This is a genomic window from Ruminiclostridium cellobioparum subsp. termitidis CT1112, from assembly GCF_000350485.1.
Lineage (GTDB): Bacteria > Bacillota > Clostridia > Acetivibrionales > DSM-1351 > Ruminiclostridium > Ruminiclostridium termitidis.
The window spans coordinates 1-26,851 of record NZ_AORV01000068.1 but is presented as its reverse complement, the minus strand read 5'-3'; the positions used below and the strand labels follow the sequence as shown (position 1 = coordinate 26,851).

The 26,851-nt window shown below is 42.6% G+C and carries 22 protein-coding genes and 1 other annotated feature; of the genes, 10 read left to right on the top strand and 12 right to left on the bottom strand.

The window, feature by feature from the left end:
- Window positions 1-33: 33 nt before the first annotated feature.
- Window positions 34-302 (bottom strand) — a binding site (T-box leader).
- Window positions 303-363: 61 nt separating this feature from the next.
- The 3 genes from CTER_RS24940 to CTER_RS24930 form a co-directional block, all read right to left on the bottom strand.
- Entirely contained in the window at window positions 364-2,001 is a 1,638-nt protein-coding gene (locus CTER_RS24940) for a class I adenylate-forming enzyme family protein (RefSeq protein ID WP_004630666.1), read from the bottom strand.
- Window positions 2,002-2,646: 645 nt separating this feature from the next.
- Entirely contained in the window at window positions 2,647-3,144 is a 498-nt protein-coding gene (locus tag CTER_RS24935) for a hypothetical protein (RefSeq protein WP_004630548.1), read from the bottom strand.
- 24 nt (window positions 3,145-3,168) lie between these two features.
- Window positions 3,169-3,378, bottom strand: coding sequence for a hypothetical protein (locus CTER_RS24930; RefSeq protein WP_040762104.1), 210 nt, complete (start codon window positions 3,376-3,378; stop codon window positions 3,169-3,171).
- A 385-nt stretch (window positions 3,379-3,763) separates the two neighbouring features.
- Here CTER_RS24930 and CTER_RS24925 point away from each other — a divergent pair, with 385 nt between their 5' ends.
- The 4 genes from CTER_RS24925 to CTER_RS24910 all read left to right on the top strand — a co-directional run bounded on the left by CTER_RS24925 (window position 3,764) and on the right by CTER_RS24910 (window position 8,827).
- A complete protein-coding gene (locus tag CTER_RS24925) occupies window positions 3,764-4,924 on the top strand; it encodes a BMP family lipoprotein (protein ID WP_004630560.1) in 1,161 nt (386 codons plus the stop codon).
- A gap of 206 nt (window positions 4,925-5,130) precedes the next feature.
- The gene (locus CTER_RS24920; RefSeq protein ID WP_004630558.1) at window positions 5,131-6,675 is read left to right on the top strand and encodes an ABC transporter ATP-binding protein; all 1,545 of its coding nucleotides are present in this window, start codon (window positions 5,131-5,133) and stop codon (window positions 6,673-6,675) included.
- Window positions 6,668-7,858, top strand: a complete 1,191-nt coding sequence (locus CTER_RS24915) for an ABC transporter permease (protein ID WP_004630566.1) — start codon at window positions 6,668-6,670, stop codon at window positions 7,856-7,858. Before CTER_RS24920 ends, CTER_RS24915 begins: the two co-directional genes overlap by 8 nt.
- Window positions 7,859-7,861: 3 nt before the next feature.
- On the top strand, window positions 7,862-8,827 hold the full coding sequence (locus tag CTER_RS24910) for an ABC transporter permease (RefSeq protein WP_004630583.1): 966 nt from the start codon (window positions 7,862-7,864) through the stop codon (window positions 8,825-8,827).
- 394 nt (window positions 8,828-9,221) lie between these two features.
- Here CTER_RS24910 and CTER_RS24905 read toward each other — a convergent pair whose 3' ends face one another.
- A complete protein-coding gene (locus tag CTER_RS24905; protein WP_004630591.1) occupies window positions 9,222-9,599 on the bottom strand; it encodes a YbaN family protein in 378 nt (125 codons plus the stop codon).
- Window positions 9,600-9,617: 18 nt separating this feature from the next.
- Window positions 9,618-10,784, bottom strand: a complete 1,167-nt coding sequence (locus CTER_RS24900; RefSeq protein ID WP_004630563.1) for a serine hydrolase domain-containing protein — start codon at window positions 10,782-10,784, stop codon at window positions 9,618-9,620.
- A 165-nt stretch (window positions 10,785-10,949) separates the two neighbouring features.
- On the opposite strand from CTER_RS24900, the gene metF reads away from it, so the two are divergent.
- On the top strand, window positions 10,950-11,804 hold the full coding sequence (gene metF / locus CTER_RS24895; RefSeq protein ID WP_004630540.1) for a methylenetetrahydrofolate reductase [NAD(P)H]: 855 nt from the start codon (window positions 10,950-10,952) through the stop codon (window positions 11,802-11,804).
- 3 nt (window positions 11,805-11,807) lie between these two features.
- Here metF and CTER_RS24890 read toward each other — a convergent pair whose 3' ends face one another.
- Window positions 11,808-13,493: an MASE3 domain-containing protein gene (locus CTER_RS24890; protein ID WP_004630636.1), complete on the bottom strand. Its 1,686-nt coding sequence runs from the start codon at window positions 13,491-13,493 to the stop codon at window positions 11,808-11,810.
- A 204-nt stretch (window positions 13,494-13,697) separates the two neighbouring features.
- Here CTER_RS24890 and CTER_RS24885 point away from each other — a divergent pair, with 204 nt between their 5' ends.
- A complete protein-coding gene (locus tag CTER_RS24885) occupies window positions 13,698-14,285 on the top strand; it encodes a dipicolinate synthase subunit B (RefSeq protein ID WP_004630605.1) in 588 nt (195 codons plus the stop codon).
- Window positions 14,286-14,374: 89 nt separating this feature from the next.
- Here CTER_RS24885 and CTER_RS24880 read toward each other — a convergent pair whose 3' ends face one another.
- Window positions 14,375-14,845 (bottom strand): hypothetical protein, encoded by a 471-nt coding sequence (locus CTER_RS24880; protein WP_004630553.1) that lies wholly within the window; start codon window positions 14,843-14,845, stop codon window positions 14,375-14,377.
- A 28-nt stretch (window positions 14,846-14,873) separates the two neighbouring features.
- On the bottom strand, window positions 14,874-15,704 hold the full coding sequence (locus CTER_RS24875) for an AraC family transcriptional regulator (RefSeq protein WP_004630669.1): 831 nt from the start codon (window positions 15,702-15,704) through the stop codon (window positions 14,874-14,876).
- Between the two features lie 139 nt (window positions 15,705-15,843).
- Here CTER_RS24875 and CTER_RS24870 point away from each other — a divergent pair, with 139 nt between their 5' ends.
- Together CTER_RS24870 and CTER_RS24865 are read left to right on the top strand one after the other, a co-directional pair.
- Entirely contained in the window at window positions 15,844-18,033 is a 2,190-nt protein-coding gene (locus tag CTER_RS24870) for an alpha-galactosidase (RefSeq protein ID WP_004630642.1), read from the top strand.
- Window positions 18,034-18,287: 254 nt separating this feature from the next.
- Window positions 18,288-19,295 carry an Ig-like domain-containing protein gene (locus CTER_RS24865; protein WP_004630596.1) on the top strand — a complete coding sequence of 336 codons (1,008 nt, stop codon included), beginning with the start codon at window positions 18,288-18,290 and terminating at the stop codon, window positions 19,293-19,295.
- A gap of 533 nt (window positions 19,296-19,828) precedes the next feature.
- Here CTER_RS24865 and CTER_RS24860 read toward each other — a convergent pair.
- Window positions 19,829-20,455, bottom strand: a complete 627-nt coding sequence (locus tag CTER_RS24860) for a helix-turn-helix domain-containing protein (protein ID WP_004630570.1) — start codon at window positions 20,453-20,455, stop codon at window positions 19,829-19,831.
- A 628-nt stretch (window positions 20,456-21,083) separates the two neighbouring features.
- On the opposite strand from CTER_RS24860, the gene CTER_RS24855 reads away from it, so the two are divergent.
- Complete coding sequence (locus CTER_RS24855) at window positions 21,084-22,538, top strand: dockerin type I repeat-containing protein (protein ID WP_004630590.1); 1,455 nt, start codon at window positions 21,084-21,086, stop codon at window positions 22,536-22,538.
- A gap of 763 nt (window positions 22,539-23,301) precedes the next feature.
- Here CTER_RS24855 and CTER_RS24850 read toward each other — a convergent pair.
- From CTER_RS24850 to CTER_RS24840, 3 genes are all read right to left on the bottom strand, one after another.
- Window positions 23,302-24,237: a hypothetical protein gene (locus CTER_RS24850; protein WP_004630618.1), complete on the bottom strand. Its 936-nt coding sequence runs from the start codon at window positions 24,235-24,237 to the stop codon at window positions 23,302-23,304.
- Between the two features lie 121 nt (window positions 24,238-24,358).
- The gene (locus CTER_RS24845; RefSeq protein WP_004630619.1) at window positions 24,359-25,111 is read right to left on the bottom strand and encodes a hypothetical protein; all 753 of its coding nucleotides are present in this window, start codon (window positions 25,109-25,111) and stop codon (window positions 24,359-24,361) included.
- A 243-nt stretch (window positions 25,112-25,354) separates the two neighbouring features.
- Window positions 25,355-26,284: a polysaccharide deacetylase family protein gene (locus tag CTER_RS24840; RefSeq protein ID WP_004630580.1), complete on the bottom strand. Its 930-nt coding sequence runs from the start codon at window positions 26,282-26,284 to the stop codon at window positions 25,355-25,357.
- Between the two features lie 275 nt (window positions 26,285-26,559).
- On the opposite strand from CTER_RS24840, the gene CTER_RS24835 reads away from it, so the two are divergent.
- Window positions 26,560-26,851 (top strand): hypothetical protein (locus tag CTER_RS24835; RefSeq protein WP_004630565.1); only part of this gene is annotated, 292 nt, incomplete at its 3' end.

The following is a 26,851-nucleotide window of genomic DNA, read 5'->3' as shown; positions in this document are numbered from 1 at the left end:
CAAAAAATCCGCCCTGGGCTTTAATTGCTTAAAGCTTAGGGCGGATTACATGCGTCCGCGGTACCACCTAAATTCAGATAAACTATCTGCACTCTGTCAATACGGGATAATCTCAAACCTGTTAACTTATCCGATATCGCTTTCCCTGTAACGGTGGAAATCTCCGTTGAAGCCTACTGGGATCGCTCCTTTCGGTTCACAGCTCAAAGGCTACTTCCATACCTCCTTCACGAAGATTTCCACCAACCATCTTCTCTCTTTGCTTCCGGTGAGTATGTACTCCTCCTTGTCAACGCTATTTTGTCATGTGTCCGTTTTTTAGTAATATTAATTTATAATATGCAAAATGTCAATAAATATTTATTACTTTATTTCATTTTGAGCCGCTACCAGGCTGGATGCTCCGAATTTCTCCCTCAGCCTGGGCTTTTCTATCTTTCCGGTTGGGTTGCGGGGTACTGTATCAAATATAACCTTTTTAGGGCGTTTGTAACGGGGCATCGGAGCACAGAAGGCTTCGATTTCCTCTGTCGTACAGGCACAGTCGGACTTGAGCTCAATAATGGCTGCCGCGATTTCTCCCTGCCGCTTGTCGGGCAGGCCAATAACCGCCACATCCTTTATTGCCTTGTGAGCCCTGAGGAAATCTTCTATCTGAACCGGATATATGTTCTCTCCCCCGCTTATGATGACATCCTTCTTCCTGTCAACCAGATATATGAAGCCGTCTTCATCCATTCTGGCCATATCTCCGGTAAACAGCCACCCTTCCTTAAGGACGGCAGCAGTTGCTTCTGGATCGTTAAAGTAGCATTTCATAACTCCGGGTCCTTTTACAGCCAGCTCACCCACTTGGCCCTGTGAGACCGAAATGCCATTTTCATCGGTAATCCTGACTTCCCATTCATGTCCCGGAATACCGATAGCACCAACCTTGTGTATATTTTTAACTCCCAAATGCACACAGCCGGGGCCGATGGATTCGCTCAGTCCATAGTTGGTATCGTACTGGTGGTGCGGGAAGTATTGCTTCCAGCGGCGGATAAGGCTTGGCGGAACGGGCTGGGCACCTATGTGCATCAGCCTCCACTGCGACAGCTCATAATCCTCCAGTCTGACCTCTCCCCTGTCCAGAGCGTCAAGAATATCCTGCGCCCAGGGCACCAGCAACCAGACAATGGTTATCCTCTCCTCCGACACCGTTTTGAGAATCCATTCAGGCTTTATTCCGCGCAGAATCACTGCTTTGCTGCCTGCCAGAAAGCTTCCGAACCAGTGCATCTTGGCTCCGGTATGATAGAGCGGAGGAATGCAAAGAAAATTGTCGTCGCGCGTCTGTCCGTGGTGGTGGTATTCTGTATAACAGGCTGACATCAGGCTCCTGTGTGTATGTAAAATTGCTTTTGGAAAACCCGTTGTCCCCGAAGAAAAATATATAGCCGCATCGTCCTCATCAGTCAGCTTTATATCAGGAGCCTCGGAGGAACAGTTTGCGGTAAGACGGTCATAATTTTCCGCAAAAGTCGGACGGTTTTCTCCGGCAAAAAACAGGGTTTTTACCTGTGGTATCTGATCATATATGGATTCAATCCTGCCTATGAACTCAGGTCCGAAAACCAACGAGGTGGTTTCCGACAGCTCAAGGCAGTATTTGATTTCTTCTGCAGTGTACCGGAAGTTCATGGGTACTGCGATGGCACCGGCTTTGAGGATTCCAAAGTATATTGGCAGCCACTCAAGGCAGTTCATCATGAGAATAGCAACCTTGTCACCTTTTTGAATTCCCCTCTTCAGCAGCAGATTGGCCATCCTGTTGGCTTTTTCGTCAAAGACGCGCCAGGACATATCGCGCCGGTATTCTCCGGCAGGATTGTTCTCTATCAGTTCATATTCCTTCCATATAATGTTATGACTGTCCTGGAGATCAAGATTTATTTCGGTAAGGCATGTCTCTGATCCGTATAATCCGGCATTTTTAGATAATATTTCAGTAATAGGCATTTCTGTTTTCCTCCCGTTCTACCATAAAAGACAAAAATATTTTTATTCGACCGTACTACATAATACTTGATAATACTCGGCACAATTATACACAATTTACTTTTAAGTAATACAACACTATATAATATTATAAATACTTATAAGCTGCTAATCAACATAATAATACTACCTGAGGCCAGTACTTTAAATTAGCGTGCTGTGCTAATTTTGCTTTATCTATCTGGTTTTATATCAACTGGTAACTTCCGTACTAACTTCATAAAATAAAATGCACCCAAAACAATTACGAAAATTGTACCGCCTCATTTAAAGAGGTTTTGCCGTCGCTCAAACTCGACATCCTGTCTCGATTTGAAGCTCAAAGCAGCGTCCTGCTGCTTTGCCGGCAAAACCTCTTTACCTTCGTCGACAATTTAACGTAATTCTTTTTAACCGTGCATTTTATTTTATGAAGTTGTCCTCGCGTACCAGTTGATTCAAGATAAATGTCTCTGTAAAGCAAAACTAAATTGTAATTTGCACAAAAGGCTAACTTAACTCGATGGATCGCACATTATTCCCGCTGAATTATGTTGTCCTCGTGTGCCAGTTGACTCAAGATAAATCTGTCTGCAAAGCAAAACAAAATTGGCACAACAAGTTAAATTATCCTACCGCCTCCTCGAGACACTTCCGTGCGGCACTCCAAACCGTACTGACTATTGAAGGTTCAATGGCGGAGGGCTGATACTGGATACTTACATTCATTCTGCCTCCGGAGGTCACAATGCCAAGCACTTTTTCATTATTCGGCCAGTACGGAGGTATGAAGAAAACCGTTTCCAGTTTATAGAGACCATATTCAACCGGGATATCCATGCGTCCCAGATTCGTTATCCCAAGGCCTCTCTTTTTCCCCTTGAGCTTAAGAATATATGCAGTGAAAGCTGATATTTTATTTGAAAAATTGTCATATAGGCTGTAAAACACCGAGTCTTCAAGTGCAGGCTCCAGACTTGCATATAATTTTAACGCAATATTACTGTTGCTGTCTTTTTGTACTGCTGCTTTGACCCTTTTATGAAGAGAATGGGCATTTTCCCAAAAACCAACGGCTTTTCTATACTTAAATCCAACCGAAATGCCGGAAGCAAAATTGCCCATTCCCCACCCGGAGAACTACTCATCTTATCTCTGATATTTACTCAATTCCGGAGCTTCATTGTTCCAGTAATTATGGAACATTCTCAGATAATCTGTCTCAGTGAATACCTTTCTGCTCCTGCTTTTTCTCCAGCTGCTATTCAGCCGGTTGATCAAAAGACTTCCCGGGAAAGGAAGGGATGAGTCGGGCAGCTGCATATTTTCAATAACCGGCGGAATGGGCAAGGGCTCCACATGTCATTTTTCTGTCATTCATATGGACCTCCATTCATACCTTCAGAATCTCAAGCGGTTCAATGCAAAATCAGCACATGCTATCACCAATTGCATCCCAACAGTATGTTACACCCATTATAATCCATCTGAAAATCAATTACTATCGCCTGAAAGATAGAGGTTTCAACCGTAATTGACTTTATGTAAAATTAAATGGCCCATCCCCGGCAACAGGGAAATATTGAAAAAAACCTTTATGCCATTACATATTATTTATGAAATAAATACATGCTAAATTAGGATAATTTTCAAAATTTAAGGTTGGATTATATTGTATTAAATTAACAAGGGATGCTACAATATAAATGAAATACAAAACAAAAAAATAGGGAGGCACGTTTTAATGAAGAGGATTTTAGCAATAGGGATGGCTCTTGTAATGTCAGCTGTAATGTTCACCGGCTGCGGTGCTAATGCTGGCACAGGCTCAGACAACAACGGTAAGTTTGAGATTGCACTGATCACCGACAAAGGTAATATCGACGACAAAAATTTTAACCAGGGATCCTGGGAAGGAGTAGTTAAGTTTGCAGATGAAAACAAAATTACTCACAAGTATTACAAGCCTGAAGAAGCCTCGGATGCAGGTTATCTTGCAGCTATTGACCTCGCTGTAACAGGCGGAGCAAAGACTATCGTAACACCAGGGTTTTTGTTTGAAGTACCTGTATACGAAGCTCAGACCAAATACCCGGATGTAAAATTCATACTTTTAGACGGAGTACCTCACAAAGCGGAGGATGGCGCCCCACCAGATATAAAATCCAATGTGGCCAGTGTTAAATACGCTGAACAGGAACCAGGTTACCTGGCAGGTTATGCAGCTATTACCGACGGTATGACAAAGCTTGGTTTCATGGGCGGTATGGCAGTTCCTGCCGTTCAGGCTTACGGCTACGGTTTCCTTCAGGGTGCCGAAGCTGCTGCTGCCAAATTAGGTTTGGGTGATGGTTCGGTTTCGGTTATTTACCACTATACAGGTGATTTTGCTGAAACAGATACCAACAAGGCTACAGCCAAGACTATGTACCAGGAAGGTTCAGAAGTTATATTTGCCTGCGGCGGTTCAGTAGGTAAGAGTGTTATGTCAGCTGCAAAAGAAGCAGGAAAAAAAGTTATCGGTGTTGATATTGACCAGAGATATGACAGCGATACGGTTATAACATCCGCAATGAAGGAACTTGGCGGTTCTGTTTACCATGTACTTGCATCCATTTACAAGGATAACAAATGGGATACTTATGCAGGTAAAACTACAATATTTGATTCCAAAAATGATGGTATAGGACTCCCGACTACAGTAATCGGAGATGAAAAGGCAGATGCCTTTGACAGATTCAAATCCTTCAAGAAGGCTGATTATGAAGCCGTACTGGCAACACTCAAAGACGGTTCGGTAAAGCCTATCAATACGATCAATGTTGCTGCTAAAACCGGATATGCCACAGCAGATGAACTCACTTCACAATTGAATCTCAAGAAGGTTAAGGTTACAGTAAGATAATAAAAATAATTACTGGCCTGCATTATTATTAAGTGTCTTAAAGGGGAAGGAAACACCTTCCCCTTTAATTGTATGTAAAAAAATGCAAAGTGGCTTTGCCACCTTTCTTTTTATTTAAAAATAATTTATTATATAATATGTAACATCTCACAATACGCTACAATTTTTTACTACGTGCAGAGCACGCAGACGGGGAGCTTAATCTTATGGAAGAATTTATTATTGAAATGCTCAATATTACAAAAGAGTTTCCGGGAATTATAGCAAACGACAATATAACCCTGCGGTTAAAAAAGGGCGAAATTCATGCCCTGCTGGGAGAAAACGGTGCCGGTAAATCAACTCTTATGAGTATTCTTTTTGGTCTGTACCAGGCCGAAAAAGGCGAAATCAAAATGAACGGAAAGCCTGTCAAAATCAATAACCCTAACGATGCCAATGTCCTTGGAATAGGTATGGTGCATCAGCATTTCAAGCTTGTTGAAATCTTCACAGTTTTAGAGAATATTATTTTAGGTGTTGAGCCCAGCAAATCCGGCTTTATTCAGAGGAAGGAAGCAAGAGAAAAAGTATTGCAGCTGAGCGAAAAGTATGGTTTAAAGGTCAATCCCGATGCGCTGATTGAAAAAATTTCAGTGGGCATGCAGCAGCGTGTGGAAATTCTAAAAATGCTATACCGTGAAAATGATATTTTAATTTTCGACGAGCCCACTGCAGTTCTCACTCCGCAGGAAATCGACGAGCTTATGGAAATAATGCGGGGTTTTGCCAGAGAGGGAAAATCAATATTGTTTATAACCCACAAATTGAACGAGATCATGGCAGTGGCCGACCGCTGTACCGTTTTGTGGAAGGGAAAATACAAAGGTACCGTTGCCATAAAGGATACCAATAAGGAAGAGCTGTCAAGAATGATGGTTGGAAGAGATGTTACCTTTAAAGTTGACAAGAAAGACGCCAACCCGGGAAAGGTTGTTCTTTCAGTTCAAAATGTAACCGTCCCTTCCAAAACCCATAAGAACAATGCAGTTAAAAATGTTTCCTTTGATGTCAGAGCGGGTGAGATCGTCTGTCTGGCAGGTATTGACGGAAATGGCCAGACGGAGTTTGTGTCGGGACTTACCGGCCTGGAAAAGTTAAGTGAAGGAAGCATTAAACTCTGTGATACAAATATAACTAAAGCGTCCATCCGTACCCGTTCCAAAACAGGTATGAGCCACATTCCCGAGGACAGGCACAAGCACGGTCTTGTACTGGATTATTCCCTTGAGGAGAATATGGTTTTACAGCGTTACTGGGAACCTGAGTTCCAGCAGTCCGGTTTTATAAAGAGCTCGGCTGTGCGCTCCTATTCTGAGAAACTTATTGAACAATATGACGTGCGCAGTGGACAAGGCCCCGAAACCGTTGTCCGGAGCATGTCGGGCGGCAATCAGCAGAAGACCATCGTAGCACGGGAAATCGACAAGCAGCATCAGCTGCTTGTGGCTGTCCAACCTACCCGCGGTCTTGACGTGGGAGCCATCGAGTACATTCACAGACAGCTGGTTGCGACCCGTGATGCGGGAAAAGCTGTTTTACTGGTATCCCTGGAGCTTGATGAGGTCATGAATGTAAGTGACCGCATTCTCGTAATGTATGAGGGTGAAATAGTCGGGGAGCTGGATCCAAAAACAACAACAGTTCAGGAACTTGGACTTTACATGTCAGGTGCAAAACGTAACACTGTAAAGGAGATCGAAAATGCGTAACAATACAGTTTCTTCATCCAGAAAAGTTGATTTTAAAAGACTGACGGGCCTTAAGGGATTTTCGGCCTTTACAGCTGCACTGCTGGCAATATTTTTGGGCCTCATATTCGGCTTTATTGTAATGCTTGTTGCAAGCCCTGCTAATGCATCGGCAGGCTTTCAAATGGTACTGGTGGGCGGCCTGAAACGTTTAGGCGACGTATTCTACTTTGCCACCCCCATATTGATGACCGGTCTGGCTGTGGGCTTCGCCTTTAAAATGGGACTGTTCAATATCGGAGCCTCGGGCCAGTATACCATGGGCATGTTCTTTGCTCTGTATGTGGGCTTTATGTGGGAATTGCCCCCCGGTCTCCACTGGCTCGTATGCGTTCTGGCAGGTATGGCCGGCGGAATGCTGTGGGGCTTTATACCCGGTATATTCAAGGCTCTGCTCAATGTAAACGAGGTTATAACCTCCATTATGTTCAACTATATAGGTATGTATCTGGTGGACATGCTTATTCAGGGAAATGCGGCAATGTATATTTCCTCCAAGACCAGAACGGCATACCTGCCGGCTTCGGCACAGCTGCCTTCACTGGGTATAAAGAATTCCAGCCTGAACATTTCCTTTATAATCGGAGTTGCCGTAGCGTTGATTTTATACATTGTATTAAATAAAACTACCTTTGGTTACGAACTTAAAGCCACCGGCTACAATAAATACGCTGCAAGCTATGCAGGCATGAACGGCAAGCGGAATATAATACTTACAATGGTTATTGCAGGAGCCATGGCGGGACTTGGCGGAGCATTTGCAATATTGGCCCCATCCACCATAGCCGGCAGCAGCATGACCTATGAACCTATAAATGTTATAGCGGCAAACGGTTTTAACGGTATCGCGGTAGCACTATTGGGAAACAACAGTCCCGTGGGTATTATTTTCTCGGCCATTTTTGTTTCTCATATTCAGCGGGGTGGAACTCTTGCAAGCCTGTACGGCTTCAAGCCTGAAATCATTGATGTGGTAATAGCCGTAATCATTTATTTCTCCGCCTTTGCAATGTTAATGAATTCAACGGTTGTAAAAATGTTAAAAAGGCGCAGAAGCAACAAAGGTCAGGGTGACCCGGGAACCTTTGAAAATGCGGCCGACTTGAATAAATCGCAGCAAGTTGATAAAAAGGGGGAGGCGTAAATTATGGACACTATATATTATTTGATTCAAAATACGCTTCCGGTAGCCATTCCACTGCTTCTGGTAGCGCTGGGCGGTATGTTTAGCGAACGCAGCGGTGTAGTAAATATCGCGCTTGAAGGTATCATGATGTTCGGTGCCCTGTTCGGCTGTCTGTTTGTTTACCTGATTCAGGGCAATTCCATGGACCCGCAGCTGATACTGCTTCTGGGCATGGCAGTGGCCGCAGTAGCCGGCTTTATATATTCCCTGCTGCTGTCCTTTGCAGCCGTGAACATGAAAGCCGATCAAACAATTACAGGTACGGCATTAAATATGCTGGTTCCTGCTGCAATGCTGCTTTTTGCCAAAATGTATTTCAACAGCGACGGAATAACTACCGACGTTGACTTTTACATTAAAGGTATACCTGGTTTGAAAGATATCCCCATACTGGGCAGAATGTTTTTTCAGAACACTTATATCACCGTGTATATAGGCCTGTTTTTCCTGCTGATAGCTACTGTAATCTTTTACAAGACAAAATTCGGTCTGCGCCTGAGGGCTTGCGGTGAGCATCCCCATGCAGCCGATTCCGTTGGTATAAATGTTTATTTTATGCGTTACGCAGGTGTGAGTATTTCAGGTATTCTGGGAGGTATCGGCGGATTTTTCTACGCAGTAGGCGTTATGGATGGAAATATCAACGGTCATACGGGGGTTGCAGGCTTCGGTTTTCTTGCACTTGCCGTAATGATTTTCGGACAGTGGAAGCCCATAAAGATTTTGTTCGCAGCCCTCTTTTTCGCCTTCCTGCGTACTCTGGCCTATTCCATTGCACTTATCCCCTTCCTGGATGCTCTGGATATAAATCAGACCTTCTACAAAATGCTTCCTTATCTGGCCACAATGGTGGTGCTGGCATTTACATCCAAAAAGTCAAGAGCGCCAAAAGCCGAGGGTATACCTTACGATAAGAGCCAGAGGTAAAGTTAAGTTAACCTGTTGTGCTATTTGAAATTTTGTATTGCTTTACAGATAGATTTTAATCAAAATCAACTGGTACACGAGTACAACTTCATAAAATAAGATGCACAGTTAAAAACAATTGCGGTAGATTGTCGACGAAGGTAAAGCGGTTTTGCCGGCAAAGCAGCAGGACGCTGCTTTGAGCTTCAAATCGAGACAGGATGTCGAGTTTGAGCGACGGCAAAACCGCTTTAAATGAGGCGATACAATCTACCTCAATTGTTTTGGGTGCGTCCTTATTTTATGAAGTTAGTACGGAAGTTACCAGTTGATGTAAAAATTACATATGTAAAGCAAAGCCGCAGAACCTCATAATCTTATGGTTTTCTGCGGCTTTATTAATCCGGTTTTATGTTTACTCTTTTATTGTCTTCAGTTTAAGCAGGTGAATGCTGACACCCAGACCTATCAGCAAAAGAAGTACAGTTAAATGAATACTTTTTACCATAAATATGGAAACAGACATGGAAATCCACAAACAAACCAATGCATATATTTTTACACTTCTTTTCACCGCTCTGTGGTTTATGTAGTTTTCCAAATACCTGCCGAATACTTTATGGTTCATTAACCAGCCATGAAGTCTTTTTGAACTCCGGACATAGCAAAATGACGCCAACAGCAAAAAAGGTGTCGTTGGCAGAACGGGAACGAAAATGCCTATAATGCCCAAAGCTAAAGATATGGAGCCCAAGCCGGCCAGTATATATTTTTTTATGGTATCTGTAAACATGTACGCTTGCCTCCTGCTTTATGCACCAAGTATAATATTTCTCAGCTTTCTGGTGAGCGCTGTTGTCCCGCTGTCGGTCTTCTGCATCATAACCAGGAAGGTCAGCTTCTCCCTGGGGCAGTTGCAAAAATATGCTCCCAGCCAGCCATCCCAACCATACTCTCCGGGGCTGGCCAGTATGCCTGCCTTGCTGCAGTCGGCCATCACCCGCATGAGATTTCCATAGCTGTATCCTCCAAGGGCGGGCCAAATATACTTTTGATGTTCGGGATTTAAAGTGCAGGACGTCATATATTCAACTGTCTTGGGCTTTAAAATCCGAACACCGTCCAAACTTCCGTCATTCATAAGCATACCTGCAAACCGTGCATAATCATCAATTGTAGATGCAAGGCCTGCACCTCCGGATTCAAAGGCAGGAATCCTGTCCATGCCGCTTATTATACCCAGATGGTTGCCTTGGTAAGGTATCAGCTCCCCATTTTTGTCATATTCATAGGTTTTAGCAAGGCGGCTTCGCTTTTCGTCTGGCACCCAGAAAGCAGTGTCCTTCATGCCTAAAGGTTTAAATATCTCCTTTTCAAGAAATTCTCCAAACCTCATACCTCCGGCCACTTCCACGACAGCTCCCAATACATCGGCCGAGGCCCCGTACTGCCATGCACTTCCGGGCTGAAAAGCCAAGGCACATTTTCCCAGCCTGTTCATGGCTTCATATGTATTGAAAGGGTTGTCGCCCAAAAGCCTGCTGTCAATCTCCTCAAACAGTGCCTCCGTTTCCCTTCCAGCCTTGTCATCGCCCCCATATACAAGCCCCGAGGTCATTGAAAGCAAATCTTTTACATTTACTTCCCTTTCCACAGAAAACAGCTGATCTCCCACTGCCACCGCCTGATTTTTGAAACCCGGAAGGAATTTGCTCACAGGCTCATACAAATCTATCGCACCGCGTTCCAGTAAAATCATGGCTGCTGCTGCCGTAACCGGCTTGGTCATGGAATACATTTTGAAAATTGTATCCCTTTTTACAGGCAGTCCCTCTTCCAGGTCTGCACAGCCGTCTTCGTGATAGAAGATTTCCTTTCCCTTTTTTATAATCATCATATTTGCACCGACACATTCCTTATTGCCGATTGCATCCCTCAACACTTTTTCCAATTGTTCCTTTTCCGCTTTACCAAACATTTGACCGCCTCCTTCATAAATGTTTTATGGGCATTGGTACACTGACTCTACTCCTACTATAAAATAAAGTGGAAATGGTTTCAATATCATATTGTGTATTTTTCTTTTTTGATGCTATAATTTATTTAACCGGCGGGTCAAAACCTATATAAAGGGGAATCAAAATTGATAAAGGACATTTATACTCAAAAAAGAACCGTATTTTCGTTGGAGGTATTCCCTCCAAAAAATGATACTGATATTTTATCCGTATATAGTGCGTTAGACGGGCTAAAAGCCTTAAATCCCGACTTTATAAGTATCACCTATGGTGCGGGAGGCAGTACAAGCAAAAGAACAATGGATATTGCAGCCTACGTTCAGAAGCAATGCCATATTAATGCTCTTGCACATTTGACCTGCGTTTCCCTGGATGAAATTCTCCTGGGAAAATTCATGGAGGAATTGAAAGCCAATCAGATCACAAATGTTTTGGCGCTCAGAGGGGACCGTCCCAGGGACATGACCGACGGTGATTTTCACAGCCGTCCATACAAATACGCTTCGGAGCTGGTATCGATAATCAGGCAGAACTACGGTTTCTGTGTGGGCGGAGCCTGCTACCCCGAAGTTCATCCCGAATCCCGTGATCAGGAATCGGATCTGTATTTTTTGAAGGCAAAAATTGAAGCCGGTACTGACTTTTTATTAACACAACTATTTTTTGACAACTCAAAATTTTTCAGTTTTTATGAAAAATTGAGACATGCGGGAATATCTGTTCCTGTTTCAGCAGGCGTTATGCCCATAACCTCAATAAACCAGATAAAAACAATAGTTGATTTATCCGGTGCATACATACCTTCCAGGCTGAAAGAATTATTTGAAAAATACCGGAATGATCCGGAGGATTTCAAGAAGGCAGGTTTGGAATATGCCATAGAACAGATTCACGAGTTATTGCATCATGGCGTCCAGGGAATTCATCTCTATACCCTCAACAAAGTCGACACCAGCACTGAAATATTCAAAAATCTATGATATTCAGCTTACCTGCAGCATGAAGAAAGTTACATCATCCCGCAATCCGCCGTTGTCTGAAAAATATTTTATATTTTTATCGATCTCGGCATAAAGCTCCAGGTTGCCCCTGCCTCCATACTTTAACAAGAGCTGTTTTAAATGCCCGGTATCAAAGATTTTGCCGGTCTGTTTGCTATTTAGCTCCACAAGGCCGTCAGTATAGAAAAACACCCTGTCCCCATCTTCCAGCTGAATCTTTTTATCTATGTAATCTGCCGGACATATCTCTGCCAGGTTACAAATGGGCAGTCCCCTGATATCCAATTCCAGCACCTGTTCTCTATTCTTTACAATAAGAGGCTGTGCATTCATCCCTGCCGACGAATATACCAGCTCTTTTGTTTCAGTATTAAAAATAGCATATAGGACCAATATGTATGTATCATCCTTAAAATGAACCTTGTTGTACAGCTCGTAAAGATTCTCCAGAACTTTTGCCGGGTTGATTATCTCAGACCTGTTCCCTTCCAGTTCCTTTGTTGTTTTAATGCTTTGATTAAGAAATACCGTTAACATGGCTGCCGGAACCCCATGTCCCGACACATCTCCTATATACATTCCTATGTTTTTTTCATCCAGCCTGAATATGTTGTAGAAATCCCCGCTTACCCTTTCGGCTGGATAGTATTGTGCAAAAAAGCTTACCTGCTCGCTGTTGGGTAATTTTACGGGCAGTATGGCCTTCTGAATATCCCTGGCATATTCCAGATCCTCAAGGAGCTTCTGATTTTTGTACGCCAGATCCTTAGTCCGTTCGGCAACCAGTCTGTTCAGGTTCCTGGCATTGGCCTTCAGCCTGTTTTTAGCTTCATATAGCGCCATGTAAGGCTTTTGAATGTTGTTGACAAAAGCAACTCTGAAAACCAGATAAAATGATAGGAACTTATACACATGGCCCAGATAGTTGTAGATGTCATATACCGAAAAGTATTTGATAAATGAAAATTCGCTGAATATACTGGCTGTAATGGCTATTGTAAAAACAAGGTTTGAATTGTCTTTATATTTTAAGTACTGCTTTAAAAACCTTAAGCCCGCAAAAGCAAAAAATAAAATTACAATGTACTCGAGCCCTTTTTTGGCTGCGGTCACACCAGTGCCTTCAATATACATTACAGGAAAAATCCCGGGATAATATGTAACGATAAGCAATACTGCAATTATAAATATGATGGATATACCCAAGGGTATCCTTCTGTCAATCCGGCATCTTTTATTCAGCCTGATAAAGCTCACTGCCGTGATACCTATGGCGCCGACAAGCCTTGCAATTATCCAGAAGGTTGTTGCCCGGTTTGCAGTTCCGTTTTCCACCAGGAAAGTCGTCATGCCCTTATAACTCAGAGTATGAAACATATCGATGCTGCCCATGATAAAGAAAACATGAGCCGTTACCAATCCTCTCAGCCTGTGATTTTGCTTGTATGAATAATAGGGCAGAGTAAACACGCACAGGGATATCAATATACTTATGAATTCGAAAAGTGTATGCCAGGAAAGATACGCCGCAGGACTCATGACACTGTTAAAAAACGGTCCAAAAATATATACAAATCTGAAAAGTATGATTGAAAATAAAATAAAAATACCCAGCCAATAAAGTTTTTTATATTCAAATATAATTTTATGCTTATTATGTAACTGCAAGACAACACCACCCACAAAATTTGGTTATTACCAAAAAAGCTAAATCGTTCTTGCACTTTCAGGCTATTTGATATCTTTTTCTATCAAATATATAACTATTATAAATTGTATTATCTCAAAGCTCAAGGTTATTCCATGCTTTAATCATATATTCGGCATCAAGCCCATAAATATAATAATACTCAAGTAATAAGGAGGGTTATTATGCTGTTAAAAGGATTAAAGATAGGCTATGGATTTACAGGAGCATATTGCGTATTTCATGAAGTTTTTCCTCAATTGGAGGCACTGGTCAACGAAGGAGCCGAAGTTATCCCGGTGGTATCCTATCAGGTCGCCGTCACTGACTCACGCTACGGTAATGCGGCGGACTTTTTGAAAAGAATGAAAAATATCTGCGGCAGAGAAGCTGTTAAAACAATGGCAGACGCCGAAATTTACAACAAGCAGGAAATACCTTTGGATGCATTCATCATATCGCCCTGTACCGGCTGCAGCCTGTCAAAGCTTGCAGACGGAGCCACAGACACGCCTGTCCTGATGATGGCTAAAGAGATGTTCAGAAATAACAAACCCGTTATCCTTGGGATAGCTACAAATGACGGTCTTGGAATCAGTGCAAGGAATATAGGAATACTGCTGGGCACAAAGAATGTTTTCTTTATTCCTTTCGGGCAGGATAATCCAAAGGATAAGCCCTTTTCTCTCATATCCAAATTTGAGCTGACAGTTCCAACTGTGATTGAAGCTCTAAAAAATGAGCAGTTACAGCCGGTGCTTGAAAAATATTGAACTAACCTGTTGTGCCGGTTAATTGACCGGTATAGTCAGCATAACCATATATCTGCAATGCCGAAAGTCAAATTAACCGGCACAACGAATCAAGTCACATTCCTGTCGTACAGCAGGAAATCCTCCTGGTTTTCCTGCCTTTTTGCTATGGAAAACAGTACAAGTTCTATTTTCTCCTGTCCGGGTGATATATACCCCACAGGTATCCTCAGTCCTCTATACCCGGCTCTCGGTACATCCTTCAGCTGTTCAATCAACATCATGGGTGCCATGGTATAATTTATTCCGCCTTCCAATCTACCTGCGGTCAGCAGATCAAACTCGGATATATTTTCATCAAACTCAACCGCTGCATATAGCAAGCTTTCGTTTTCCTTTACCCCGAAAAGGTTCCTTCTGTCTTCCTCAATTTGTTCTGCAAAAAATTCCTTTATATAAAGAAATCTATCCTCCAGAGTTACCGGGTCAGTATACCCCTTTTCTTTTAACCGTTTTATTATAGCAATCCGGAGAATCTCAGCAATTATCCGCCCTGTACCTGTACCAATATTCTTAAACACCTGTTTTTCGGCGTTTATTTTTATATGTTTAAGTATGTGGCTGGTAAGCTCTGAATTGTTTTGGTGATTTACCCTTTACCCTTTTAAACATCTTTGAAAACAGCAGGGGATCATCATAACCCACAGACCTTGAGATATCACTGATGGCCAGTTCTCTGTCCCTCATCAGCAGACAGGCCTTATTCATCCTGTATTCAAGCAGAAACTGCTGCAGGGACTTTTGGGTGTATTCCCTGAAAACCGACCCGAGATAACTCCTGTCAAGACCAATATAAGCTGCAATATCGGAAATTTTTATCTTCCTGGAGTAATTCATTTCAACATATTCGATTACCTTTTTGACATAGAACTCCTGCCTGTTTTCAATCTGCCTGTTAATGGGCTGTATGCCTGCTTCATCTATAAGATAAGTGAGAAACAGATACAACAGGCTCAATATTTTAGTTTCATTCCAGATATTTGTTTCATAGGTCTCCACCATTTGTAGTATGCAGTCTGCCAGAGCACTGTCCCTGTCATAGCCGAAAACCGGTTCCTCCTGATTGAGCCGGGCCTGTTCCAGATAGTATGGCGCCTTATACCCGGTAAACCCCACCCAGCAATAACTCCATGGGTCAGTGGTGTCGGCCTGATAATAGGTTACCTTTCCGGGACATATCAAAAATCCCTGTCCCTTCTCCAGCCGGTATATCTTTTCGCCATATTTAAAAATGCCTTTTCCATCCATGATGTAGTGTATCAGGTAATGATCCCTCACTGCGGGTCCGTAGTAATGTCCGGGCCTGCAGACTTCCATTCCGCAGTGGTATAAACCCAGATCATAATTTTCCCTGTTGCTGCCATACTGAAAATCCGCCATAGTACTCTCCCGATCAAAATTATAACCGCCGCCATATATCTAGCATTATACCATATAAGTGCAGTATTCCTCCATTTACATTTTAAACCGTCAAGGTAAAATATATTCATGGCAAAAATATAATCAAGGATGTGATAGTATGGCTATTTTATACAACCCTCCGGAAAATATCTTTCACTTACAAACAGATACTGCAAGTTATATAATCAGGGTTCTGGAAAGCGGGCACCTGGCACACCTGTATTGGGGCAAGGGAATAAGGAATTCAAATTTTGAAAATTTACTGAAAATGCAGGAAAGGGCCTCCTTCTCACCAAACGTATCCGGCTCTGATAAAGCGCTGTCACTTGATACACTGCCCCAGGAATACCCTGCATACGGAAATGGAGACTTCCGCACTCCTGCCTTTCAGCTTCAGCTGGAGAACGGTTCCACGATTACCGATCTCAGATACCAGAGCCATCGTATTTACAGCGGTAAACCCAAGCTCGAAGGACTGCCCGCCACCTATGCCGAACAGGAGGACGAAGCAGAAACTCTCGAAATAGACTTGTTTGACTCATTAATATCACTCAGGGTGATACTGTCCTATACGGTTTTTAAAAACCGCAATGTTGTGGCAAGGTCGGCCCGCCTCGCAAATGAGGGTACTCAGCAGTTTAAATTACTGAGAGCCTTGAGTATGAGCGTGGATCTTCCCCGCTGTGATTATGATTTACTGCAGCTGCAGGGTGCCTGGGCCAGGGAAAGATATATGGAGCGCCGTCCTTTAGCCCATGGGAACCAATCCATAGAAAGCCGCCGGAGTGCCAGCGGACACCAGCTTAACCCGTTCATGGCCCTGCTTTCAAAAAATGCGGGGGAAAATTACGGGGAAGTATACGGCTTCAGTCTTGTTTACAGCGGAAGTTTTATAGCCCAGGTAGAAGTTGACCAGTTTGATACCGCCAGAGTTTCAATGGGTATAAATCCCTTTGATTTCACCTGGAAACTGGAACCCGGCAGCAGCTTTCAAACACCGGAAGCGGTTATGGTCTATTCCGAAAGGGGATTGGGCCATATGTCCAGGGAATACCACAGACTTTACAGGTCCCGGCTGTGCCGCGGCAAGCATCGGGACAGCTCAAGACCGGTATTGATCAATAACTGGGAAGCGACATATTTTGACTTCAACGCAGAGAAGATCCTGGATATTGCCCGTGAAGGCGCCAATCTGGGAATGGAGCTTTTCGTACTGGATGATGGCTGGTTCGGTAAAAGAGACAGCGATAACTGTTCACTGGGCGACTGGTTTGTAGATAAGAGGAAATTGCCTGACGGCCTGAAGGATTTGGCTTCAAAGGTAAACCAGCTGGGATTGAAATTCGGCTTGTGGTTTGAGCCTGAAATGATATCGCCCGACAGCGATCTGTACAGGGCCCACCCCGACTGGTGCCTCCATGTTCCCGGACGCAAGCGCACCGAGGCCAGAAATCAGCTTGTGCTGGATTACTCCAGAAAAGATGTCTGTGATGCCATTATTAAAATGGTCTCCGACATCCTTTCCACAGCCCCTGTAGCCTACGTTAAATGGGATATGAACAGGAATATGACTGAGATCGGCTCTGCGGTTTTACCTGCCGACAGGCAGCGTGAAACTGCCCACAGGTATATTCTGGGGCTGTACCGCGTAATGGAGGAGATAACCTCCAGGTTCCCCGACATACTGTTTGAAAGCTGTTCGGGAGGCGGCGGGCGTTTTGATCCCGGAATTTTGTATTATATGCCTCAAACCTGGACAAGTGACGATACCGATGCTGTTGAGCGCTTGAAGATACAGCACGGCACAAGTATCGTGTATCCGGCAGGCACCATGGGGGCACATGTTTCAGCAGTTCCAAACCATCAGGTCGGCAGGATCACCCCTATTGAAACCAGAGGCAACGCAGCCATGTGCGGCAATTTCGGCTATGAGCTGGATCTCACCAAACTCAGCAAAGCCGATAAATCAGCTGTCAGGGAGCAGGTCAGAACCTACAAGGAAATCAGGCATATAATACAGTTCGGCGATATGTACAGGCTTCTGAGTCCTTTCGAGGGCAATGAGACGGCATGGATATTTGTAACCGAAGATAAGTCGGAAGCCTTTTTAACCTTCTTCAGAGTTCTGGCCCAGCCCCATGCACCTCTGTCCAGAATACGTCTGGAAGGCCTGGATGAGGCCAGAAATTACAAGCTTGAGGGAACAGATCTGGTAATGAGCGGGGATATTCTTATGAATTTCGGCCTGAATGTTCCCGAACTCCAGGGGGATTACGCAAGCTTTTCCCTTAGATTGAAAGCTATATAGGTTAAAAACGGTACTGTTTGAGAACTGTATATCAGTTCAAAAGTGGCACCTCAAAGTGTTATTGCAATAAATGGATTGCTCACAAATTTCATGCACTTACTTTGTGGGCAATTCCATTTATTAAGACCGGTTCAGCTATAGCCAATATTTCACATATACCCGTTTACATTTTATTACATATATGTTAAACTGATATAAAGTTTGCTGTTCCCTTCGGGCATTTATTCCTCACATTCTATGAATGGAGGATATTTATGTCTCACAAAAGGAAATCCCTATTATCAGTTTTTTTATGTATTGTTCTGATTACTTTCTCTTTTCAGGTTCAAACCACATATGCAAGCTCCTCAAATTCCGTTTCATTTGTTCTTCTCTCAAAATACAATGCTTCTGTTGATATCGGCAATGAATTTTACATTTTAGCCATTACTTCCAACGGCAAACAGCCAACCTGGAAGAGCAGCAGCTCAAGTATTGCTTCTGTCAATACCTATGGCAAAGTTACGGCAAAAAAGGCAGGTTCCGTTACCCTGACTGCCAAAATCAAAAATGCGGAAGCCTCCTGTAAAGTCAAAGTAAATAAAACGAATATCACTATCAGTAAATCAAGCGCTTCCATCGAACGGGGCGAAAAGCTCAAACTCTCCGCTGCAGCCTCCAACAAGGCTGAAATCACCTGGAAAAGCAGCAAATCAAGCATTGCTGTAATTGATGACAATGGAAATATTACCGGTTTGAAACCCGGTGAGACAACAATAACCGCATCTGCCGACGGCAGCACTGCCACCTGCAAACTCAAGGTGAAAGCTCCGACTGTTCAATTGAACAAAACAAATATCAAATTATACCGGGGTCAGAAAGTTAAGCTGTCGGCCACGGTTTCTTCAGGCATTTCGCCCAGCTGGAAAACCAACAAGAAGAGTGTTGCGGTGGTCGATGAGTACGGTAACGTGACCGCAGTTAAAAATGGAACTGCCGACATCACCGCGACAGTTGACGGGGTATCCAAGGTCTGTAGGGTGTCGGTAGAAAAACCTGTCATCACTTTAAGTGCCGCAGAGATCAATCTCAAAAAAGGCACGGCTTCGGCCATTTCAGCACAGGTTTCTTCAGGCAATCCGCCAACCTGGTCTTCAAGCAACTCCAATGTAGCCACAGTAGACAGCTCAGGTAAAATTACAGCCGTAAAGAAAGGCACTGCCTATATTTACGCCGCTGAAGACGGTACAAAGGCCAGATGTATAGTTCATGTGATCGAATAGACTCTGCATGAGGCTTAACTGATTTTCATAAAATAAAATTTCTGTGAGGAATAAATGCAGCAAACTTGTTATTCTCTTATTTACTTTGACCCTGCCCTAATCCCTATCAGTTTTGTTACATCATATAGAATCATATGATCCGTAACATTTATCATTTACTTATGTCATCTAATCCGGGCTGATTGTCCGGACCATATATTTTACTCCATTCCATACAATAATCTCCGTTCTTTGCCTGCATTTTAAATCCGCCGGATATTTCATACCGGTTTAACCCATATTTCCATGCTTGTTGTATCAGGGCTATGACTTGGGTACCGTTCTGCCGCAAAAGGACTGACATTCATACTGTGATTCGGCAGCCAGGTCTCAAAAAGATAGCGGTGAGCCTTATACACCGCATCCATAACAAGATGCTCAAAATCTTCGGCTTCGAAGTGACATACAATGTATTCGCCCTCCCGCAGGACCCAGTCTGTGAAATCTCCGGAATCACTGCCGGGAACGGCCTCAGCACCAGCGAAGTAGCAATATCAGCCTTCTCTGGTTCCCGGAAAAGTTACACCAAGTTCGGCACCATCAGGTTGTATTCCGGGTATTCCGGCCTTTGCAGCATGAAAGCTGTCCCATAGTGCCCCCAATGTATCTATTCCTGTCCCACCGCCGCCAGGCATCTGTTCAATGGGCTCTTCTGCCGTAAGTCCCGCGAAGTATTGTGGAGCAGCTATCCTTTTTCGGGTGATTTCAAGAATAATTCCATCGGTAATGAGTGGTACATTTTCATCAACAAGTGTGTAATTCAAAAGTAATTGCGGTTTTACATAATTATTTAGTCTCACAGGCTTCGACCGGAATTCTTCAGGTGTCATTCCGAAAGCGCTTTTAAAATTACGGGTAAATATTTCGTGTGAAGAAAAGCCAAAATCCAACGCGATATCCAGAATCTTTCCTTCTCTGTTAAACAGTGCTTCCGATGCTCTGGCCAGCCTTCTCAGCTTGATGTACTCATTTACAGGTTTCTTTACCAGTCTGCAGAACAATCTCTGGTAATAGAACTGAGACAGCGATGCAAGCTGTGCTAAAGTTTCAATTTTGATTTCTTCAGAAATGTGTTCCTCAATATAGTCTACGGTTTTTTGTATCTGTTCCCATGCGTGCATAAGATTACCTCCTTATTTGGCTTAAATAAAGCATAACATGAGACCGGTATTTTATCTTGACTGCCAATGCCCTTTTAAAATATTATACATTTATGCGCACACATAAGGAATCCGGACTACAGGTATATTTTAATTTACATGCCGTATCTAATATGATATACTCTTATTACCAAATTCTGTAAAACGCCCCGGTAAAATCCTGTTATTTTCATAAAAGGCTATCCTCAGCCATATGCAGCCGTTTTGCCGTGGTTCATGAAAAGGGGGTGATTAACATGCAGGACAAGACTTGAATGTACATACTCTATTAAATACGTATGAAATCTAAATACGGTGTTAAAAGGTAAAGGTAAAAAATAAGGAGAATGACAGCGCAGGTGTTTTTACATCTATTTTACTGTATATCTTTTACTGCTTCAGCTTTATAAATGAGATTTGAAAATTCTGAAATGAATTATCATTTGTATTAATCCGGACAAGCTGTTCACGTAATGAATTTTTTTGTAGTATATTCCTCCATTTTCTACTGATACATAAAAAACCAATGATTAAGATAAACCGGCAAAATGTACAACCTGTTCAGGTTTATTTAGAAAATTGACATTAAAAAATACAGGAGGTAAAATTTATGTACGTGCATTTAAAAAATATCAAAAGGTTCATAGCGTTTTTAGTTTGTATATCACTTTCGATATGTCTATTGGCAATGCCTGATGTCCGTATGGCATCAGACCTGGTTTATGGAGACCTGAACGGCGATAGGGAAGTTAATGCTATTGACCTTTCATTGATGAAAGAATACTTGCTCGGAAAGATCAGCACTTTTCCGGGCGGACAGGGGAAAGAAGCTGCTGATGTAGATTTAAGCGGCAGCATAGATGCAATCGATATGTCATATTTAAAACAATTCCTGCTGGGAACCATTGACGGATTACCTGTAGGAGAACCTCTGGAACCTATACAAATCCCATCCTTTGGTTCATTGCAGCCAAATGCCAAACTTCCCGACCCCTTTATGTTTAAGACCGGCAGCAAGAAAGGTACTCGTATTACAAGCAAGAGCCAGTGGACAGCCCGCCGTTCCGAAATTTCAGCCTTAGCCCAGGCCTTCGAATTTGGTGTAAAACCGCCGAAGCCGCAGACTGTCACAGGCTCCTTCAATAACAACTCAATAACGGTAACCTGCAGCCAAAACGGAAAATCAATTTCCTTTAGCTGTGCAATCCAGTATCCAACTACCGGTACAGCTCCTTATCCCGCTATGATAGGAGTAAATATGAACACACTTAACACCTCCGAAATACTCAAATTGGGGGTTGCCTTGATAACTTTTCCTGCCGACCAGATCGGAAAGGAAGATAACGCCGGTTCCAGGGGACAGGGTAAATTCTTTGACCTGTACGGAAGTAGTTATGACGCCGGTGCATTGATCACATGGGCCTGGGGTGTGGACTGTCTGATAGACGCGTTGGAAATGACTCCGGCAGCGCGAATCGACCCGAAGAAGCTGGGTGTGACAGGCGGTTCCCGCAATGGAAAGGGAGCACTTGCCATTGGCGCCTTTGACGAAAGAATTGCTCTTACCGTACCTCAGGAATCCGGGAACGGCGGAGCATCCGGCTGGAGAACCGCCGATGCACAGAAAGCGGCCGGCGAAGATGTTCAGACACTTTCCCAGATAATTACTGAAAATTGCTGGTTCGCCAAATCTCTCAACCAGTTCAGCGGCCAGACAAACAAACTGCCGTATGACCACCATGAATTAATGGCTCTGTGTGCACCCCGTGGATTGCTTGTAATAGAGAATCCTGATTTTACATGGTTGGGCAACCTCAGCTGCTTTAATACTTCAACTGCCGCACATATGGCATATGAAGGTCTTGGCGTACCCGACAACATGGGCTATTCTTCTGTGGGAGGCCACGGCCATTGCCAGTTCCCCGCATCACAGCAGCCGGAACTGACAGCCTATATACAGAAATTCCTGCTGGGACAAAATAGCAACACCAAGGTCTTCCGGTCGGACAGGAACTATACTTTCGATAAGGCAAAATGGGTTGATTGGACTGTTCCGACATTTTAATAATACTTTACATTACGCAGACACTAAAGTTGTCTGAATAATGAGAATGAGGCTTGAATATTTTTGAATTGGCTCCCATATGTTGTTTAAACTGTATTGGGAGGTGCCGTTCATTTAGTATTCAAGCCTTTATATTACTTTTATACCAACTTAACGTGTTGTGCCAGTTAATATCAGTTTTGCAGTTGAATAGGCTACACTGATTATACTGGTACGCGAGTACAACTTCAAGCAATGGTGCGCACGGTTAAAAGTGCTTGCTGAAATTTGTAGGTGAAAAACAAGTATTTTGGACGGCGAAGTGACAGGAGGTCACTTTGAGCAGCATGCGAGACCCGGATGGGTCGAGTTGCTGCGACGGCAATAAAATACCTGTTTTGAACCGTACTATTTCAAGTAAGCGCTTTGTGTGCCATCATTGCTTGAAGTTAGTATGGAAGTACCAGTTGATATAAAAAATTTACACAGATAAAGCAAAGTATATGGACTTTTCAGGTTTTTTTATACTTTTGGCTTTTTTGTCTTTATGTTTTTATTCCCAATCTTAGGCGCATAAGTAACTTTTTTTACTTTATTCTTGTCTTTCTTAAGTCTATCCGGATTTTTAAATGACATGTCAGCCCGCCTTAATAAATATTTACATATATTTTCTCCTGCTAAATCAATAATATTATATCTTTCTTTTGTGTTAAAGTCCAAACACTTTGGAAATTCAGCGCTTATAACTATATAATCCGCAGCCGGCAGCAGTACATATATTTCCTTATTTTATGAATTTGTCAGGGTAGGCTGCAATTTCCTCAAAGATTGCAGCTTTATAAATACCGCCCTGGTCAAGATTTGGATTATCTATAAAATTTGGATCGGCCACAGTCACAGTATCGTCTTTTACAGTCAATGTCAGGTTCAAATTGTAGATTTCATCCATATAGTTTATATTGATAATTCCATTACTGCGATAAAAAATTCCGGTTATTTTCATACCCTTTTCAGTTATTTTATCCAGAATGCCGGATGCATTTTTCAACTTTAATAAATCTTCTCTGCTTATTGAAATCCCGCCATATTCCCTGAACATACCGGTTGTTTCATCAAAGTAGAGATAGTAAGGCTTCCAGGTGTGACCGCCTGTGCCGTCCCGCAGCATGTCAAATGCGCCGGGATAGGTATAAAACTGCTTATTCCCCGCATACTCCAGAGCTTCACCGGCATATTTCAATTCATACGGCTTGCCGTCTCTCACCGACCAAACATGTGAATTGGAACCGCTTCCCCCGTAACCCTCTTCCAGTCGGAACAATTTTTGGCTGTCCACATCCCAAACAGCGGTTGAATTCCGGTAAATACTGGTCTCCAGCATTTTCTCAATGGCGGTGTCACTTACATACCACACCTGGCCATCAAGGATATCCTCTCCACTATCCTTCCCCTTGTTGACAATTGCAAACAGCCCGGGTTTGCTGTCTTTATTGAAATCATCCGCATATGAAACTGTAATTACACTGTCAGCCGGCAATTCGGACCTTAATTTTTGCAGAAGTTTGCCTTCTGATGTTTCAGCAGGGGCTTTTATGGCTATCTTATCCTCATTGTCAGCCGGCCCTGCTGCACCATTTGAAGTATACAAAGCCCCTGCCAGAATTATAGCGGCTACAGCTACAGCTGAAAATATAAATACTCCTGGTTTCCCAATTTTCATTTTTTTCTCCCCTTTAATACTTGCTCGTAGTAATTATTGGCAATGTAATTTTTAATTTTCCACATGGGTCAGTTGCTTTTTAATTATTCATACTGGTGCTGCTATATCTTCAGCTGGCTGCTTATTTTTCAAGTTCCAGTTTGAAACCATTTTTATTGTATTTAAAGTATTGAGGTTTATTAGGCTGATCCTTATAATATGCGACAAAATAGTTTTTTTCATAAATAACTGAAAGAGCATTATTTAAAATATTGTTAACATCAGCGATTTTTATCTGGGCCCCTTCACATTTTAATATCTGTGTAATAGTAGGGGTACCGATTGAAACTATGATTTCATTTGAATTGTCTCCATCAATGTCTGTCTCCTCAATATGGCCTCCCAGTTTTAGAAATAAAGCTGGAGTATTTTTGCTTATCATATAGTAACTTGATTGGGGGTAGTCCGCTCCCAAAATACCATCAATACGAATCAGCTCCAAATTGCAGAATTTTGAAATATTTATAGTGACCAGATCTGTATTTAAGTCTGATAAATTCTTTAAAGAAACCTGCCCAAGATCATACATCTTATTATCCGTTTCTGCCACAGAATGATAGTATTCCTTATCATCAGCCATTTCAACAATAGATATATTTATATCATTTACATCCTTTTCGGTAACCGTTTTACTTATTAGCTCCCTATCTATCAATTTAATCTGTTCAGCCGTTGCTTCCTTGTAATCTTCGTATAATACCGGAATTTGATTATTTTGTGGATCAGTCTCCGAACTTCGCGCAGCTGCCACCTGTTTGCTTTCGCTATTAAACATACAGCCAGGAATCAAAAATATTAAAAAATAAAGAATTATCATATAAAAGAATTTTTTCATTCAAATCACCCTTATTCATGTAAACCCATATATTACTATATTAAACAAGAATACTGCTATTTGCTAGTAGCCCCTTAGCTTAATAAGTTACAATATCGTAACTTAATTTCCGGCAGCAATACTAAAAAGAGGCATAAGCCTTACAGCCTAACACCTCTTTTTAGTATTGCAACTATTCAATTTACCTGTCCGGTATTGTGATAACCACCCTGATCCCGCATGCCTTTAATGAGCCATGGTCATTTAAGGTACATAAGTATATGCCTTATCGTCAGTGGGACTTAATTTGACACCTTTTCTCTCAAACAGCTGGCTTAAGGTTACGAATTCATAACCTTGCTTTTGAAGAGTGGGAATTATTATATCCAGGGCCTCAGGTGTGGGATGTGGCAGCGGCTGGACATCGTGCATCAAAAAGATGGCACCGTCCCTTGCCCCGTTTATTATTAAGTTTGCACGTTCCTGGGCGGTGGTTGACTGAATCCAGTCATTGCAGGTAACGCCGTTTACAAAGGTCAAGTCTATGGCACTGAGCATTGTGTTGTTTATTGCAAGATTGGGTGCGCGGAAAAATTTAGGTGTAGTTCCCGAATACCTTTGAATTGCTGCATTTGTGTCACTGACCGACTTTCTGATATCGGCGGCCGACATGCCGGTCATACTTGAATAGCCCCAGGAGTGATTTCCGATTTCACAGCCTGATCTGATTATCCTGTCTATTACAGGTTTTGTGGAATCATTTACTTTCTGCCCGATCATCATGAAGGTTGCAGGAACTTTATATTTATCCAGCTTGTCCAGCACCAAAGGGGTAAGCTGGGTATCAGGCCCATCGTCGAATGTCAGAGCGGCAATTTTATCATATGTTCTCACGGGAAGGGATATCTGTCCCAATAAAAACTTCTTTAAATTTGCCAGGTCTATGGAATCAACTGCTGCGTCCACGTTGGTGTCGGCAGCTTCCATGCTTGCCAGGGTACCTCTGCCCAAAAGGTAAGACTTCAGCGCTGCAAGATCAAGAGAGTCAACATTACCATCCCCGTTGGCATCCCCGTACAGGATTGCAGCAGCCGCATTACTTTCCGCGTTGGTCATGGGAGTCTGCACAAATGTACAGGCAACAACAAGCATGATAACCAAGAATATCCCGAGAATATTCTTTAAACTATACATAATCATACCTCCTTTTTATTTATAAATAAGTTTTGATGGCATACGCATCGGAAAATTTGATTTGGTAATTCCGGAAAGGTTGGTTTATGAATATATTATCATGTAATAATATGTAAATTCAACATATTATTGTAAATTTTATTCTTATTGGTTCTTATTTGCAGTGCCGCATAAATAACTTCACCGGCAGTCCAGGTTTGACGTATATTCCTTTTTTTACTATAATATGTAAGTACACAGTTGTTATAGTTGTTATGGAAAGGTGGAATAACCGTGTGAATTTATTGACTGTTTTTGGCAAGTTATTCAGCAGGACAAAGGTTAAAAAACAATTATATTTCATATACTACAGCGCCATCCTGATACCCATCCTGATCATCGGTTTTTTCTTAATACTGTATACCAGAAGATTATTGCTGGATCATTACCAGAACCAGGTTGAAGCAGACAACACCCGTATTAAATCCATTATGTTTGACGTAACAACCTCCGTTTACAATATCTCAGATGAAATCTTTAACGACAAAAATCTCCAGACACTTCTGGCAACCCGATACAATAGCAAGG